Origin of the sequence: Streptomyces sp. NPDC056373 (assembly GCF_042262425.1) — a bacterium.
In the GTDB taxonomy this organism is placed as follows: Bacteria; Actinomycetota; Actinomycetes; order Streptomycetales; family Streptomycetaceae; genus Streptomyces.
This window is the reverse complement of record NZ_JBHJPX010000010.1, coordinates 233,232-247,974: the sequence shown is the minus strand read 5'-3', so window position 1 is coordinate 247,974 and position 14,743 is coordinate 233,232. Positions and strand designations below refer to the sequence as shown.

The 14,743-nt window shown below is 70.6% G+C and carries 11 protein-coding genes; 5 read left to right on the top strand and 6 right to left on the bottom strand.

What is annotated here, in order from left to right; all coding sequences use genetic code 11:
* Positions 1-70: 70 nt before the first annotated feature.
* The 3 genes from ACFCXS_RS22905 (at position 71) to mshC (ending at position 2,777) form a co-directional block, all read left to right on the top strand.
* Complete coding sequence (locus ACFCXS_RS22905) at positions 71-658, top strand: DUF3090 domain-containing protein (RefSeq protein WP_031103749.1); 588 nt, start codon at positions 71-73, stop codon at positions 656-658.
* Positions 622-1,452 carry an SCO1664 family protein gene (locus ACFCXS_RS22900; protein WP_376645184.1) on the top strand — a complete coding sequence of 277 codons (831 nt, stop codon included), beginning with the start codon at positions 622-624 and terminating at the stop codon, positions 1,450-1,452. The genes ACFCXS_RS22905 and ACFCXS_RS22900 overlap by 37 nt, the downstream gene beginning before the upstream one ends.
* Before the next feature lie 95 nt (positions 1,453-1,547).
* Positions 1,548-2,777, top strand: a complete 1,230-nt coding sequence (mshC, locus tag ACFCXS_RS22895; protein WP_376645183.1) for a cysteine--1-D-myo-inosityl 2-amino-2-deoxy-alpha-D-glucopyranoside ligase — start codon at positions 1,548-1,550, stop codon at positions 2,775-2,777.
* A gap of 76 nt (positions 2,778-2,853) precedes the next feature.
* Here mshC and ACFCXS_RS22890 read toward each other — a convergent pair whose 3' ends face one another.
* The 6 genes from ACFCXS_RS22890 to ACFCXS_RS22865 all read right to left on the bottom strand — a co-directional run bounded on the left by ACFCXS_RS22890 (position 2,854) and on the right by ACFCXS_RS22865 (position 9,875).
* Positions 2,854-3,837, bottom strand: coding sequence for a PAC2 family protein (locus ACFCXS_RS22890; protein ID WP_376645182.1), 984 nt, complete (start codon positions 3,835-3,837; stop codon positions 2,854-2,856).
* 160 nt (positions 3,838-3,997) lie between these two features.
* The gene (locus tag ACFCXS_RS22885) at positions 3,998-4,669 is read right to left on the bottom strand and encodes a FadR/GntR family transcriptional regulator (protein WP_376645181.1); all 672 of its coding nucleotides are present in this window, start codon (positions 4,667-4,669) and stop codon (positions 3,998-4,000) included.
* 126 nt (positions 4,670-4,795) lie between these two features.
* The gene (locus ACFCXS_RS22880) at positions 4,796-6,412 is read right to left on the bottom strand and encodes an FAD-dependent oxidoreductase (RefSeq protein WP_376645180.1); all 1,617 of its coding nucleotides are present in this window, start codon (positions 6,410-6,412) and stop codon (positions 4,796-4,798) included.
* Positions 6,413-6,420: 8 nt separating this feature from the next.
* Complete coding sequence (gene glpK / locus ACFCXS_RS22875; RefSeq protein WP_376645179.1) at positions 6,421-7,959, bottom strand: glycerol kinase GlpK; 1,539 nt, start codon at positions 7,957-7,959, stop codon at positions 6,421-6,423.
* A gap of 85 nt (positions 7,960-8,044) precedes the next feature.
* On the bottom strand, positions 8,045-8,839 hold the full coding sequence (locus ACFCXS_RS22870; RefSeq protein WP_376645178.1) for an MIP/aquaporin family protein: 795 nt from the start codon (positions 8,837-8,839) through the stop codon (positions 8,045-8,047).
* Between the two features lie 262 nt (positions 8,840-9,101).
* Positions 9,102-9,875 (bottom strand): IclR family transcriptional regulator, encoded by a 774-nt coding sequence (locus ACFCXS_RS22865; protein WP_376645177.1) that lies wholly within the window; start codon positions 9,873-9,875, stop codon positions 9,102-9,104.
* Positions 9,876-10,267: 392 nt separating this feature from the next.
* On the opposite strand from ACFCXS_RS22865, the gene metH reads away from it, so the two are divergent.
* Together metH and ACFCXS_RS22855 are read left to right on the top strand one after the other, a co-directional pair.
* Positions 10,268-13,783 (top strand): methionine synthase, encoded by a 3,516-nt coding sequence (metH, locus tag ACFCXS_RS22860; protein ID WP_376645176.1) that lies wholly within the window; start codon positions 10,268-10,270, stop codon positions 13,781-13,783.
* Between the two features lie 142 nt (positions 13,784-13,925).
* Complete coding sequence (locus tag ACFCXS_RS22855; protein WP_376645175.1) at positions 13,926-14,666, top strand: HAD family hydrolase; 741 nt, start codon at positions 13,926-13,928, stop codon at positions 14,664-14,666.
* The last annotated feature ends 77 nt before the right edge of the window (positions 14,667-14,743 follow it).

The following is a 14,743-nucleotide window of genomic DNA, read 5'->3' as shown; positions in this document are numbered from 1 at the left end:
CGCAGTAGGGTGAAGCGGTCGCAGCAGTGCCGTGGTCACACGGTTCCCACGATTCCAATGGAGACAGGACGTGTCCCGTCAGGTGTTCCTCTACGACCATCCGGAGCGTTTCGTGGCCGGTACGGTCGGACTGCCCGGGCGCCGTTCGTTCTTCCTCCAGGCCACCGCAGGTTCCCGGGTGACCAGCGTGGCGCTGGAGAAGACGCAGGTCGCAGCGCTCGCCGAACGCATGGACGAGCTGCTCGACGAGGTCGTACGCCGTAGCGGCGGCAGCGCCCACGTGCCCGCCGTCGCCCCCTCGGACACCGACACCGCCCCGCTGGACACCCCCATCGAGGAGGAGTTCCGGGTCGGCACCATGGCGCTCGCCTGGGACGGCGACGAGCAGCTCATGATCGTCGAGGCGCAGGCGCTCGTGGAGCTCGACGCGGAATCCGAGGAGGACCTCGCCGAGGCCGAGGAGCGGCTGCTCCAGGACGAGGAGAACGGCCCGCCGATGCTGCGGGTCCGCCTCACCGGCACGCAGGCCAGGGCCTTCGCCAAGCGCGCTCTCGACGTCGTCAACGCCGGGCGGCCGCCGTGCCCGCTGTGCAGCCTCCCGCTCGACCCGGAAGGACACGTATGTCCGCGCCAGAACGGATACCGCCGCGGAGCGTGACGCCCCCCGCCGACGCCGCCGAGCTGCTCGCCCGGGGCGAACTGACCGTACGCGGACGCATCCGCGAGGCCTCCAACGCGGCCCTGTACTGCACGGTGTCCCACGACGGCGAGGACGCGGCCTGCATCTACAAGCCGGTCGCGGGGGAGCGCCCCCTGTGGGACTTCCCCGACGGGACGCTGGCCCAGCGTGAGGTCGCCGCGTACGAGGTCTCCGAGGCGACCGGCTGGAGCCTCGTGCCGCCCACCGTGCTGCGCGACGGCCCCTACGGCGAGGGCATGTGCCAGCTGTGGGTCGAGGTGACGCCCGAGGCCGAACTGCTCGCCCTGGTCGACGGCGAGGAACCCGAGGCGGGCTGGAAGGCGATCGGCTTCGCCGAGGTCGGCGAGGGGCGCACCGCGCTGCTCGTGCACGCCGACGACGAACGTCTGCGGCGGCTCGCCGTCCTCGACGCGGTCATCAACAACGCCGACCGCAAGGGCGGTCACCTGCTGCCCACCGGCGAGGGACGGCTCTACGGCATCGACCACGGGGTCACGTTCAACGCCGAGAACAAGCTGCGGACCCTGCTGTGGGGCTGGGCGGGGGAGCCCCTCACCCAGGAGGCCACAGCCGTCCTCGAAGGTCTCAGGAAGGATCTGGCGGACGGCGGGACGCTGGCCGCGCGGCTCGAACCGCTGATCACCGGCGCCGAGATCGACGCCACCCGTGCCCGCGTCGGCGCCCTGCTCGCCTCGGGAACCCATCCCGAGCCGAGCGGCGAGTGGCCGGCGATCCCCTGGCCACCCGTGTAGCAGCACAGGCACCCGGAACACCGCAAGAGCGCCTTCTCGGCCGTGTGGCCCGCTCCCATTCGTATATGGAACTTCAGTCCGGTTAGGCTCATGGCATGCATGCCTGGCCCGCTTCCGAGGTCCCCGCCCTGCCTGGTCAGGGCCGCGACCTGAGGATCCACGACACCGCGACCGGCGGCCTCGTCACCCTCGACCCCGGTCCCGTCGCCCGTATCTACGTCTGTGGCATCACCCCGTACGACGCCACGCACCTGGGACACGCGGCGACCTACAACGCGTTCGACCTCGTACAGCGCGTGTGGCTCGACACCAAGCGCCAGGTTCACTACGTCCAGAACGTCACCGACGTCGACGATCCGCTCCTGGAGCGGGCGCAGCGCGACGGCATCGACTGGGCCGCGCTCGCCGAGAAGGAGACGGTCCTCTTCCGCGAGGACATGACGGCGCTGCGGATGCTCCCGCCGCGGCAGTACATAGGCGCCGTCGAGGCCATACCCGGGATCGTCCCGCTCGTCGAGCGGCTCCGGGACGCCGGCGCGGCCTACGAGCTGGAGGGGGACGTCTACTTCTCCGTCGAGTCCGACCCGCACTTCGGCAAGGTCTCGGGCCTCGACGCCGCGGCGATGCGGCTGCTGTCCGCCGAGCGCGGCGGCGACCCCGACCGCCCCGGCAAGAAGAACCCGCTCGACCCGATGCTGTGGATGGCGGCCCGCGAGGGCGAACCCAGCTGGGACGGCGGATCGCTCGGGCGCGGACGTCCCGGCTGGCACATCGAGTGCGTGGCCATCGCCCTCGACCACCTCGGCATGGGCTTCGACATCCAGGGCGGCGGCTCCGACCTGGCCTTCCCGCACCACGAGATGGGCGCCTCGCACGCCCAGGCCCTCACCGGCGAGTTCCCCATGGCCAAGGCGTACGTGCACGCCGGCATGGTGGCCCTGGACGGCGAGAAGATGTCCAAGTCCAAGGGCAACCTGGTCTTCGTCTCCAAGCTCCGGCACGACGGCGTCGACCCGGCCGCCATCCGGCTCACGCTGCTCGCCCACCACTACCGCTCCGACTGGGAGTACACCGACCAGGTCCTCCAGGACGCCGTCGCACGGCTGGGACGCTGGCGGGCCGCCGTGTCCCGGCCCGACGGGCCGCCGGCGGAGGCGCTCGTCGACGAGATCCGCGAGGCCCTCGCCAACGACCTGGACGCCCCGGCCGCACTGACCGCGGTCGACCGCTGGGTGGAGCTCCAGGAGCGCGGCGGCGGCACCGACATCGGCGCGCCCGGGGTGGTCTCCCGGGCGGTGGACGCGCTGCTGGGCGTGGCGCTGTAGCGCTGTCGCCGCCGAACGGACGACAGGGGCGTCTCCCGGCCGGGAGACGCCCCTGTGACATGTGCGGTGCGGTGCCTCAGTCCTCCGACGACTCGTCGTCGTCCGTGCCCGGCTTCGGCGGCTTCGGCGGGCGGGTGCGGCCGCTGGGGTTGTCCCGCAGATACGAGCTGCTGTCGCTGCCGTCGGCCGTGGCGTGGCCGCCGGGCGCGGGCGGTCCGCCGCCGTCATGACGCCGCAGATAGCGTTCGAACTCCCGGGCGATCGCCTCGCCGGACGCCTCCGGCAGCTCGGCGGTGTCCCGGGCCTCCTCCAGCGACTGGACGTACTCGGCGACCTCGCTGTCCTCGGCGGCCAGCTGGTCCACACCCACCTGCCAGGCGCGCGCGTCCTCGGGCAGCTCGCCCAGCGGGATGCGCACGTCGATCAGGTCCTCCAGGCGGTTCAGCAGCGCCAGGGTGGCCTTGGGGTTCGGCGGCTGCGACACGTAGTGCGGCACCGCGGCCCACAGCGAGACGGCCGGGACTCCCGCGTGCGTGCAGGCCTCCTGGAGGACGCCGACGATACCCGTGGGACCCTCGTACTTGGTCTCCTCCAGGTCCATACGGCGGGCCAGGTCCGGGTCGGACGTCGTGCCACTGATCGGAACCGGACGGGTGTGCGGGGTGTCGCCGAGCAGAGCGCCCAGGACGACCACCAGCTCCACCCCCAGTTCGTGCGCGAAGCCCAGCAGTTCGTTGCAGAACGAACGCCACCGCATGGACGGTTCGATGCCCCGGACGAGGACGAGATCGCGCGGCTTCTCGCCGCCGACCCGGACCACCGACAGCCTGGTCGTGGGCCAGGTGATCTTGCGGACGCCCGCTTCCATGAACACCGTGGGGCGGTTGACCTGGAAGTCGTAGTAGTCCTCGGCGTCGAGCGCCGCGAACACCTCGCCCTTCCATTCCCGGTTCAGATGCGCGACCGCGGTGGAGGCGGCGTCGCCCGCATCGTTCCAGCCCTCGAACGCGGCCACCATGACCGGGTCGACCAGCTCGGGAACCCCCTCGAGCTCGATCACCCAGCGCCTCCTTCCGACGTGCCCTCGCTTGACCACCCAACCTTACGGCGTGCCGCGGGGGCGACCGCAGCCCCCTTGCAGGGGGAGTGACCCCATCACTGCCCCGTGATCCGCCCCGCTGAACACCCCGGACGCATCCGAGCAGTCCGTGAGGCCCTGGTCACAGCGTGGAGCGCAGCCACTGCTCCACGCTGGCGATGTGAACGGTCGCCCACGAGCGAGCCGCCTCGGGGTCCCGGTCGCGCAGGGCGGCCAGGATCGCGCGGTGCTCGCGCAGGGTGCGGGCGACGGCGTCCTCCTGGGTGAGACCGCGCCAGATCCTGGCCCGGGTCGTGGGACCTGACAGGCCGTCGAGCAGCGAGCACAGCACGGAGTTGCCCGAGCTCTGCACGATGCCCCGGTGGAACTCCAGGTCGCTCGCGACGAGATCCTCCACGGACGGGGTGTCGCCGAGCTTGTCCAGCCGGGCCGCGAGCGCGTCCAGTTGCTGCTCGCTGATCCTCAGCGCCGCCATCGCGGTCGCCGCCGGCTCCAGGATGCGGCGTACGGCCAGGAACTCCAGGACCGTGTCGTCGCGGTGGAAGTCGACGACGAAGCTCATCGCCTCCAGCAGGAGTTGCGGGTCCAGGCTGGTGACGTACGTGCCGTCGCCCTGCCGTACGTCGAGGATCCGGATCAGCGACAGGGCGCGCACGGCCTCCCGCAGGGAGTTGCGCGACAACCCCAGGTCGGCGGCGAGTTCGCTCTCCTTGGGCAGCCGGTCGCCCGGGCGCAGCGCGCCGGAGACGATCATCCCCTTGATCTTCTCGATCGCCTCGTCGGTGACTGCCATGGCGGCCTCCCTTGCGCTCAAGACCTCCGACGTATCAGGCCATTATGGCGGTACGGGAAAGCGGCAGGGACGGCTCCGTCGGCGTGGAGCCGCCCCTGCCGGGATGGGGTCCCCCGGTACCCGTGCCTACTTCTTGTCGAGCACGTCCTGCACCTTGGCGCGGACGTCGTCCGTGGCGAGGCCGCGGATCGTCAGCGTCGTGCGGCGGCGCAGCACGTCGTCCTGCGTCTCGGCCCACTCGTGGTCCCGGGCCCAGACGACCTGCGCCCAGATCTCCGGGGCGTCGGGGTGGACGCGCTCGGCGAGCTCGGGGCTCTCGTTGGCCAGGCGGGCGATGTCGAAGGCCAGCGAGCCGTAGTGCGTTGCCAGGTGCCTGGCCGTGTCCGCCGCCATGCGCGGGCCCGGCGCCGGCCGGTCGGTGAGCAGCCGGTGGGCGACCGCGCGCGGGTTGGCGATGCCGGGCAGCGGCAGCTTCTTCGGCAGCGCGCTGATCGGCTCGAAGTCGTCGCCCAGCGGGTGGCCCGGCAGCGCCTCCAGCTTCTTCATGATCGTCCGGCCGATGTGGCGGAAGGTGGTCCACTTGCCGCCCGCGACGGACAGCATGCCGCCCCTGCCCTCGGTGACGACCGTCTCGCGCTTGGCCTTGGAGGTGTCACCGGGGCCGCCCGGCAGCACCCGCAGGCCCGCGAAGGCGTAGGTGATCAGATCGCGGTCCAGCTGCTGGTCACGGACCGAGAAGGCGGCCTCGTCGAGAATCTGGGCTATGTCCTTCTCGGTGACCGAGACGTCCGCCGGGTCGCCCTCGAACTCCTCGTCGGTCGTGCCGAGCAGCAGCATGTCCTCCCAGGGGAGGGCGAAGGTGATGCGGTACTTGTCGATCGGGGTCGCGAGCGCGGCCTTCCAGGGGGAGGTGCGCTTGAGGACCAGGTGCGCGCCCTTCGACAGGCGGATGGAGGGCGCCGCGTTCGGGTCCTCCATCTTGCGCAGGTGGTCGACCCAGGGGCCGGTCGCGTTCAGCACCAGCCGGGCGCTGACACCGAACTCGTCACCGGACAGGCGGTCCTTCAGCTCGGCGCCCGTGACCCGGCCCTGGGTGAAGCGCAGGCCCGTGACCTCGGCGTGGTTGAGGACGACCGCGCCCGCCTCGACGGCCCCGCGGACCGTCATCAGCGCCATGCGCGCGTCGTTCATCTGGTCGTCGCCGTAGACGGCCACGGCCTTGAGGTTGTCGGTGCGCAGCTCGGGCACGTCCTGCGCGGCCTTGGCCGGGGACAGCAGGTGCCCGACGCCGTCACCGAACGCGGAGAGCGCGGAGTAGGCGAAGACGCCCGCCCCGAGCTTCGCGGCGCCGTGCGGCCCGCCCTTGTACACGGGGAGGTAGAACGTGAGCGGGTTCGCCAGGTGGGGAGCCACCTGGCGGGAGACCGCACGGCGCTCGAAGTGGTTCTCCGCCACCAGCTTCACCGCGCCGGTCTGCAGGTAGCGCAGACCGCCGTGGAGCAGCTTGGAGGAGGCGGAGGACGTGGCGCCGGCGAAGTCGCCGGCGTCCACCAGAGCCACCCTGAGGCCGGACTGCGCGGCGTGCCAGGCGGTGGAGATGCCCAGGATGCCGCCGCCGATCACGAGAAGGTCGTACGACGCCTTGGAGAGCTGCTCCCTGGTCTCGGCTCGGCTCGGGTTCGAGCCGGAGGCCGGGTGCGTCCCCAGGGCAGGCACGGACTGCAGGGTGGACTTGGTGGTCATGCTGTTTCTTACTCCTCGTCCTCGAGCCAGCCCATGGTCCGCTCGACGGCCTTGAGCCAGTTCTTGTACTCATGGGCGCGCTTTTCCGCGTCCATGCGGGGGGTCCACTCGGCGGCCCGGCGCCAGTTGGCGCGCAGGTCGTCGGTGCTGTTCCAAAAGCCGACGGCGAGGCCGGCGGCGTAGGCGGCGCCGAGGCAGGTGGTCTCGGCGACCATCGGGCGCACCACGGGGGCGTCCACGAAGTCGGCGAGGGTCTGCATCAGCAGGTTGTTGGAGGTCATGCCGCCGTCGACCTTCAGGGCGGCCAGCTCCACGCCGGAGTCCTTCGTCATGGCGTCGGCGATCTCCCGCGTCTGCCAGGCGGTGGCCTCCAGGACGGCGCGCGCGAGGTGCGCCTTGGTGACGTACCGGGTCAGGCCGGCGATCACACCGCGGGCGTCGGAGCGCCAGTACGGGGCGAACAGGCCGGAGAAGGCCGGAACGAAGTAGGCGCCGCCGTTGTCCTCGACCGACAGGGCGAGGGTCTCGATCTCGGCGGCGGTGGAGATCAGGCCCATCTGGTCGCGCATCCACTGCACCAGCGAACCGGTGACCGCGATCGAGCCCTCCAGGGCGTAGACCGTCTTCTGGTCGCCGATCTTGTAGCCGACGGTCGTCAGCAGGCCGCTGTAGGAGTTGATGATCTTGTCACCGGTGTTCATGACCATGAAGGTGCCGGTGCCGTAGGTCGACTTGGTCTCGCCCTCGGCGAAACAGGTCTGGCCGAACAGGGCCGCCTGCTGGTCGCCGAGCGCGGAGGCGACCGGGATGCCGCCGAGCAGGTCGCCCAGCTTCCCGCCGGTGATCTCGCCGTAGACCTCGGCGGAGGAGCGGATCTCGGGCAGGATCTGCTGCGGCACGCCGATGGACTCGCAGATCTTCTCGTCCCACTGCATGGTGTGCAGGTTCATGAGCATCGTGCGGGAGGCGTTGGTGACGTCCGTGACGTGCTTGCCGCCGTTGACACCACCGGTCAGGTTCCAGATGACCCAGGTGTCCATGGTGCCGAAGAGGATGTCGCCCGCCTCGGCGCGCTCCTTCAGGCCGTCGACGTTGTCGAGCAGCCAGCGGGCCTTGGGGCCGGCGAAGTAGGAGGCGAGCGGCAGGCCCGTCTCGCGGCGGAAGCGGTCCTGGCCGACGTTGCGGCCGAGCTCGCGGCAGAGGGCGTCGGTACGGGTGTCCTGCCAGACGATGGCGTTGTGGACCGGCTCACCGGTGTTCTTGTCCCACAGCACGGTCGTCTCGCGCTGGTTGGTGATGCCGATGGCCTTGATGTCGTCGCGGGTGATGCCGGCCTTCTCGATGGCCCCTGCGACGACCTCCTGGACGTTCGTCCAGATCTCGGTGGCGTTGTGCTCGACCCAGCCCGGCTTCGGGAAGATCTGCTCGTGCTCCTTCTGGTCGACGGAGACGATCCGGCCGTCCCGGTCGAAGACGATGCAGCGGCTGGAGGTCGTGCCCTGGTCGATGGCGGCGATGAAGGGGCCGGCGGTGTGCGCGTCGGTCACTGTGTCTCCTGGAAAGTTCCGTGTTTATGGGGCTTTACGTACGGCGCGTGCCGAGAGTTTCGCGAAGCGGCGGTGAATGCCGCTCCTAGGCGAACGCGACGTTGTAGATGCCTGCGGCGATGGCCCCGCCGATGAGCGGGCCGACCACCGGAACCCAGGCGTAGCCCCAGTCGGAGCCGCCCTTGTTGGGCAGCGGCAGCAGGGCGTGCACGATGCGCGGACCGAGGTCACGGGCCGGGTTGATCGCGTACCCCGTCGGACCGCCGAGAGACAGACCGATGGAGACCACGACCAGCGCGGTGATCAGGGCGCCCAGGTTGCCCAGGCCGTTGCCCTTGTCGTTCAGGCCCTGGGTGAGCACGGCGAGCACCAGCACGACGGTGCCGATGACCTCCGTCGCGATGTTCTGCCAGGCGACACGGACCTCGGGGCCGGTGGAGAAGACGCCCAGCACGGGGCCGGCGCCCTTCTCCTGGGCCTCGACGGCCTTGGCCGTGGTGTCCTGCGCACCCGGACCGCCGACTATCTCGCGGTCGGTGAGGTGGGCGTGGAACTGACCGTAGTAAGCGATCCAGACCAGGGCCGCACCGATCATGGCGCCGAGGATCTGGCCGGCCCAGTAGACCGGGACGTTCTTCCAGTCGCCGTCCTTGATCGCGAGGGCGAGGGTGACGGCCGGGTTGAGATGGGCGCCGGACAGCGGCGCCGAGGTGTAGACGGCGGTGAGCACCGCGAAGCCCCACCCGAAGGTGATGGCGAGCCAGCCGGCGTTACGAGCCTTGGAGGCCTTCAGCGTGACGGCGGCACAGACGCCGCCGCCGAGGAGGATGAGTATGGCGGTACCGATGGTCTCGCCGATGAAGATGTCGGAGCTGGACACCCGCGACTCCTTTGTCATACGTCCAGGGAAGTTCGATACCGGCCTGGCGTTGTCACACTCTAGCGCGTATTGCCGGTAGCTGTTCGACAATGTCGACCGATGGACGGGAGTCTTGCTTCGGCGTTACGAGCACGTCAAGGGCTGTGGACTCGAAAATCTGATCGTTACTGATCGCCGCCGACCCAGTGATCCTTGCCGCAGGTGAGCGCGGACATGCCGAGAGCCGGAACGCCGTACGACGCCCCGGTCCGCTCGTGTGCCCTCAGAAGCGCCCGGCGCCCAGGTCCCGCGAGACCGCGCGGGCGCAGTCCCGTACGGCCGCGATGAGCTCGGGCCGCAGTGCTCCCTCGTCGCCGGGACGGCACAGGCGCTCCACGGCGCCCGTGATGCCCACCGAGCCGACCGGCATGCGCCGCCGGTCGTGGATGGGGGCGGCGATGGAGGCCACCCCCTCCCAGGTCTCCTCCACGTCCGCCGCGTACCCACGCGCGCGTGTGACGTCGAGGATGTGCTCGAAGCCCTCCGGCTCGCACACCGTCCGGTCGGTGAACGCCTTGCGGTCGGCCTCCAGGGCCTCGCTGTGCGCCACCGGGTCGTAGGCGGACAGCACCTTGCCCAGAGCCGTGGAGTGCAGGGGCTGCATGGCCCCGATCTCCAGGACCTGGCGGCTGTCGTCGGGCCGGAAGACGTGGTGCACGATCAGCACGCCCTGCTGGTGCAGAACCCCCAGGTAGACGCTCTCGCCACTGGACCGGGCCAGGTCGTCCGCCCACACCAGGGCGCGCGCCCGCAGCTCGTGCACATCCAGGTAGGTGGTGCCCAGGCGCAGCAGCTCCGCGCCCAGCTGATAGCGCCCGGAGGCGTCGTCCTGCTCCACGAAGCCCTCCTGCTGGAGGGTGCGCAGGATGCCGTGGGCGGTGCCTTTGGCCAGGCCCAGCGACGAGGCGATGTCCGACAGGCCGAGCCGTCGCTCGCCGCCCGCGAGCAGCCGCAGCATCGCGGCCGCCCGTTCGAGCGACTGGATGTTCCGTGCCATCGCCGTACTGCCTCCGTCCCCTTCGACCGCCGACGAGCGTCACCACAGCCCTCGTTCGGCAATGTCGAACACTACCGGTCGATGTCGACCTCCCGCTAATGGCTGGGCGCCATTTGTTGCGCCGCATCGACCGTCACGTCACCCGGACGGCCCTTCCGATGCCCCGGAGTTCGGCCCGCACGTCACCCGGACGGCCCTTCCGATGCCCCCGGAGTTCGGCCCGCACGTCACCGGACCGCCCTTCCGATGCCACCGGAGTCCGCCTCGTGGACGCGCTGCCCATCCAAGCCCACTCCCGGTTACGCTGGCGCGGTGCGCCCTTCCCCGGATGCCCCCAGGCTGTCCGGGAAGCCGCAAAGCCGACAGCCGTCGCATTCGAGGGAGCCTCTTTCATGGCCGCGTTGCCGCCGACCCCTTCCGCAGACAGCCGGGCCCGTGTGTCCGCGTTCCGAGAAGCCCTGGCCACCCGAGTGGTCGTGGCCGACGGTGCCATGGGCACCATGCTCCAGGCGCAGGACCCCACGCTCGAGGACTTCGAGAACCTCGAGGGCTGCAACGAGATCCTCAACCTGACACGGCCGGACATCGTCCGTTCGGTCCACGCCGAGTACTTCGACGCCGGTGTGGACTGCGTCGAGACCAACACCTTCGGCGCCAACCTCACCGCCCTCGGCGAATACGACATCCCCGAGCGCGTCACCGAGCTGTCCGAGGCCGGCGCCCGGATCGCCCGCGAGGTGGCCGACGAGTTCACCCGCAGCACCGGACAGCAGCGCTGGGTGCTCGGCTCGATGGGACCGGGCACCAAGCTGCCCACCCTCGGCCACACCACTTTCGGCGCCATCCGGGACGCTTACCAGCAGAACGCCGAGGGCCTGCTCGCCGGCGGCGCGGACGCGCTGCTCGTGGAGACCACCCAGGACCTCCTCCAGACCAAGGCCTCCGTCATCGCCGCCCGCCGGGCCATGGAGGCCACCGGCCAGTCCGTACCGCTGATCGTCTCCGTCACCGTCGAGACGACCGGCACCATGCTCCTCGGCTCCGAGATCGGCGCGGCCCTGACCGCGCTGGAGCCGCTCGGCATCGACATGATCGGCCTGAACTGCGCCACCGGCCCGGCCGAGATGAGCGAGCACCTGCGCTTCCTGTCCCGGCACTCGCGCATCCCGCTGTCCTGCATGCCCAACGCGGGCCTGCCGGTGCTGACCAAGGACGGCGCGCACTACCCGCTGACCGCGCCCGAGCTGGCCGAGGCGCAGAACACCTTCGTCCGGGACTACGGCCTCTCCCTGGTCGGCGGCTGCTGTGGCACCACCCCCGAGCACCTGCGTCAGCTGGTCGAGCGCGTCCGGGAGGTCGCCCCCACCGAGCGCAGCCCGCAGCCCGAGCCGGGCGCGGCCTCCCTCTACCAGTCCGTGCCGTTCCGGCAGGACACCTCCTACCTGGCCATCGGCGAGCGCACCAACGCCAACGGCTCGAAGAAGTTCCGCGAGGCCATGCTGGAGGGCCGCTGGGACGACTGCGTGGAGATGGCCCGCGACCAGATCCGCGAGGGCGCGCACATGCTCGACCTGTGCGTGGACTACGTCGGCCGCGACGGAGTCGCCGACATGAAGGAGCTGGCGGGCCGCTTCGCCACCGCCTCCACGCTGCCGATCGTCCTGGACTCCACCGAGGTCGACGTCGTCCGGGCCGGCCTGGAGAAGCTCGGCGGCCGCGCGGTGATCAACTCGGTGAACTACGAGGACGGCGACGGCCCCGAGTCCCGCTTCGCCAAGGTCACCGCCCTCGCCCAGGAGCACGGCGCCGCCCTGATCGCGCTCACCATCGACGAGGAGGGCCAGGCCCGCACCGCCGAGAAGAAGGTCGAGATCGCCGAACGGCTCATCGACGACCTGACCGGCAACTGGGGCATCCGCGAGGAGGACATCCTCGTCGACTGCCTGACCTTCACCATCTGCACCGGCCAGGAGGAGTCCCGCAAGGACGGCATCGCCACCATCGAGGGCATCCGCGAGCTCAAGCGGCGCCACCCGAAGGTGCAGACCACGCTCGGCCTGTCCAACATCTCCTTCGGCCTCAACCCGGCCGCCCGCATCCTGCTGAACTCCGTCTTCCTCGACGAGTGCGTCAAGGCGGGCCTGGACTCGGCGATCGTGCACGCCAGCAAGATCCTGCCGATCGCCCGCTTCAGCGAGGAGGAGGTGCAGACGGCCCTGGACCTCATCCACGACCGCCGCGCCGAGGGCTACGACCCGCTCCAGAAGCTCATGCAGCTCTTCGAGGGCGCCACCGCCAAGTCCCTCAAGGCCGGCAAGGCCGAGGAACTGGCCGCCCTGCCGCTGGACGAGCGCCTCAAGCGACGCATCATCGACGGCGAGCGCAACGGCCTCGAAGCGGACCTCGACGAGGCCCTCCAGGAGCGCCCCGCCCTCGACATCGTCAACGAGACCCTGCTGGACGGCATGAAGGTCGTCGGCGAGCTGTTCGGCTCCGGCCAGATGCAGCTGCCGTTCGTCCTGCAGTCCGCCGAGGTCATGAAGACGGCCGTCGCCCACCTCGAACCGCACATGGAGAAGACCGACGAGGCCGGCAAGGGCACCATCGTCCTCGCCACGGTGCGCGGCGACGTGCACGACATCGGCAAGAACCTCGTCGACATCATCCTGTCCAACAACGGCTACAACGTCGTCAACCTCGGCATCAAGCAGCCGGTCTCCGCGATCCTGGAAGCAGCCGAGGAGCACAGGGCCGACGTCATCGGCATGTCCGGACTGCTGGTGAAGTCCACGGTGATCATGAAGGAGAACCTGGAGGAGCTGAACCAGCGCGGCCTGGCCTCCGGCTACCCGGTGATCCTGGGAGGCGCCGCACTCACCCGCGCCTACGTCGAGCAGGACCTGCACGAGATCTACGAGGGCGAGGTCCGCTACGCCCGCGACGCCTTCGAGGGCCTGCGCCTGATGGACGCCCTCATCGGCGTCAAGCGGGGCGTGCCCGGCGCCAAGCTGCCCGAGCTCAAGCAGCGCCGGGTGCGGGCCGCCGCCCCAGCCGCCGTCGAGGAGCGCCCCGAGGAGGGGCACGTCCGCTCCGACGTAGCCACCGACAACCCCGTGCCCACCCCGCCCTTCCGCGGCACCCGCGTGATCAAGGGCATCCAGCTCAAGGAGTACGCGAGCTGGCTCGACGAGGGCGCCCTCTTCAAGGGCCAGTGGGGCCTGAAGCAGGCCCGCACCGGCGAGGGCCCGTCGTACGAGGAGCTCGTCGAGAACGAGGGCCGGCCCCGGCTGCGCGGCCTGCTGGACCGGCTCCAGACGGAGAACCTGCTGGAGGCGGCCGTGGTCTACGGCTACTTCCCGTGCGTCTCCAAGGACGACGACCTGATCATCCTGGACGAGCAGGGCAACGAGCGCACCCGCTTCACCTTCCCGCGCCAGCGCCGGGGCCGCCGCCTGTGCCTGGCCGACTTCTTCCGCCCGGAGGAGTCCGGCGAGACCGACGTCGTCGGCCTCCAGGTCGTCACCGTCGGCTCGCGCATCGGCGAGGAGACCGCGCGGCTCTTCGAGGCCAACGCCTACCGGGACTACCTCGAACTGCACGGTCTGTCGGTGCAGCTGGCCGAGGCGCTCGCCGAGTACTGGCACGCGCGCGTGCGCTCCGAGCTCGGCTTCGCCGGCGAAGATCCGGACGAGATGCAGGGCATGTTCGAGCTGAAGTACCGGGGCGCCCGCTTCTCCCTCGGCTACGGCGCCTGCCCCGACCTGGAGGACCGGGCCAAGATCGCCGACCTGCTCCAGCCGGAGCGCATCGGCGTCCAGCTGTCCGAGGAGTTCCAGCTGCACCCCGAGCAGTCCACGGACGCCATCGTGATCCACCACCCGGAGGCGAAGTACTTCAACGCCCGCTGAGCCTCACCGCCCGCCGGGCCTCCCACCGGGCACACGGGCCAAGAGAGGCGCTTCGTCCGCGCACGACGTAGACTGGTCGGTCCACCGCAGGCCGGTTCCCCTCGTGGGAGCCGGCCTGAACGTCCCTCAAGGAGGTACGTGGATGACCAGTACGGTCCCCGCGCTCGGAACCCTTCCCCAAGCTCTCGGCTCCGCTCGAGCAGGGGGTACCCCAACAGCCGAAGGATCGGCCCTCCAAGCCGTGCTCCTCGACATGGACGGCACCCTGGTGGACACCGAGGGCTTCTGGTGGGACGTCGAGGTCGAGGTCTTCGCCTCCCTCGGCCACACCCTCGACGACTCCTGGCGGCACGTCGTGGTCGGCGGCCCCATGACCCGCAGCGCGGGGTTCCTCATCGAGGCCACCGGCGCCGACATCCCCCTCGACGAGCTCACCGTGCTCCTGAACGACGGCTTCGAGGACCGCATCGGCCGCGCCTTGCCGCTGATGCCGGGAGCCGGCCGGCTGCTCGCCGAGCTGTACGAGTACGAGATCCCCACCGCCCTGGTCTCCGCCTCGCACCGGCGCATCATCGACCGGGTGCTCACCTCGCTCGGCGCCCACCACTTCCGCCTGACGGTGGCCGGTGACGAGGTGCCGCGCACCAAGCCCCACCCCGATCCGTACCTCGCCGCCGCCGCAGGGCTGGGCGCGGACCCGGCCCGGTGCGCCGTCATCGAGGACACCGCGACCGGGGTCGCCGCCGCCGAGGCCGCGGGCTGCCAGGTCGTGGCCGTGCCCTCCGTGGCCCCCATCGCCCCCGCCCTGCGCCGTACGGTCGTCACCTCCCTGGAAGAGGTCGACCTGACATTTCTGCACGGCTTGATGACGGAAATGCGCTAAGCGTTCACCCAGCGTGCAGCGGCGTTAGGACGGCAATTCCGAAGGCGAATTCGACATCCTCCGGTGATCGAATTCCC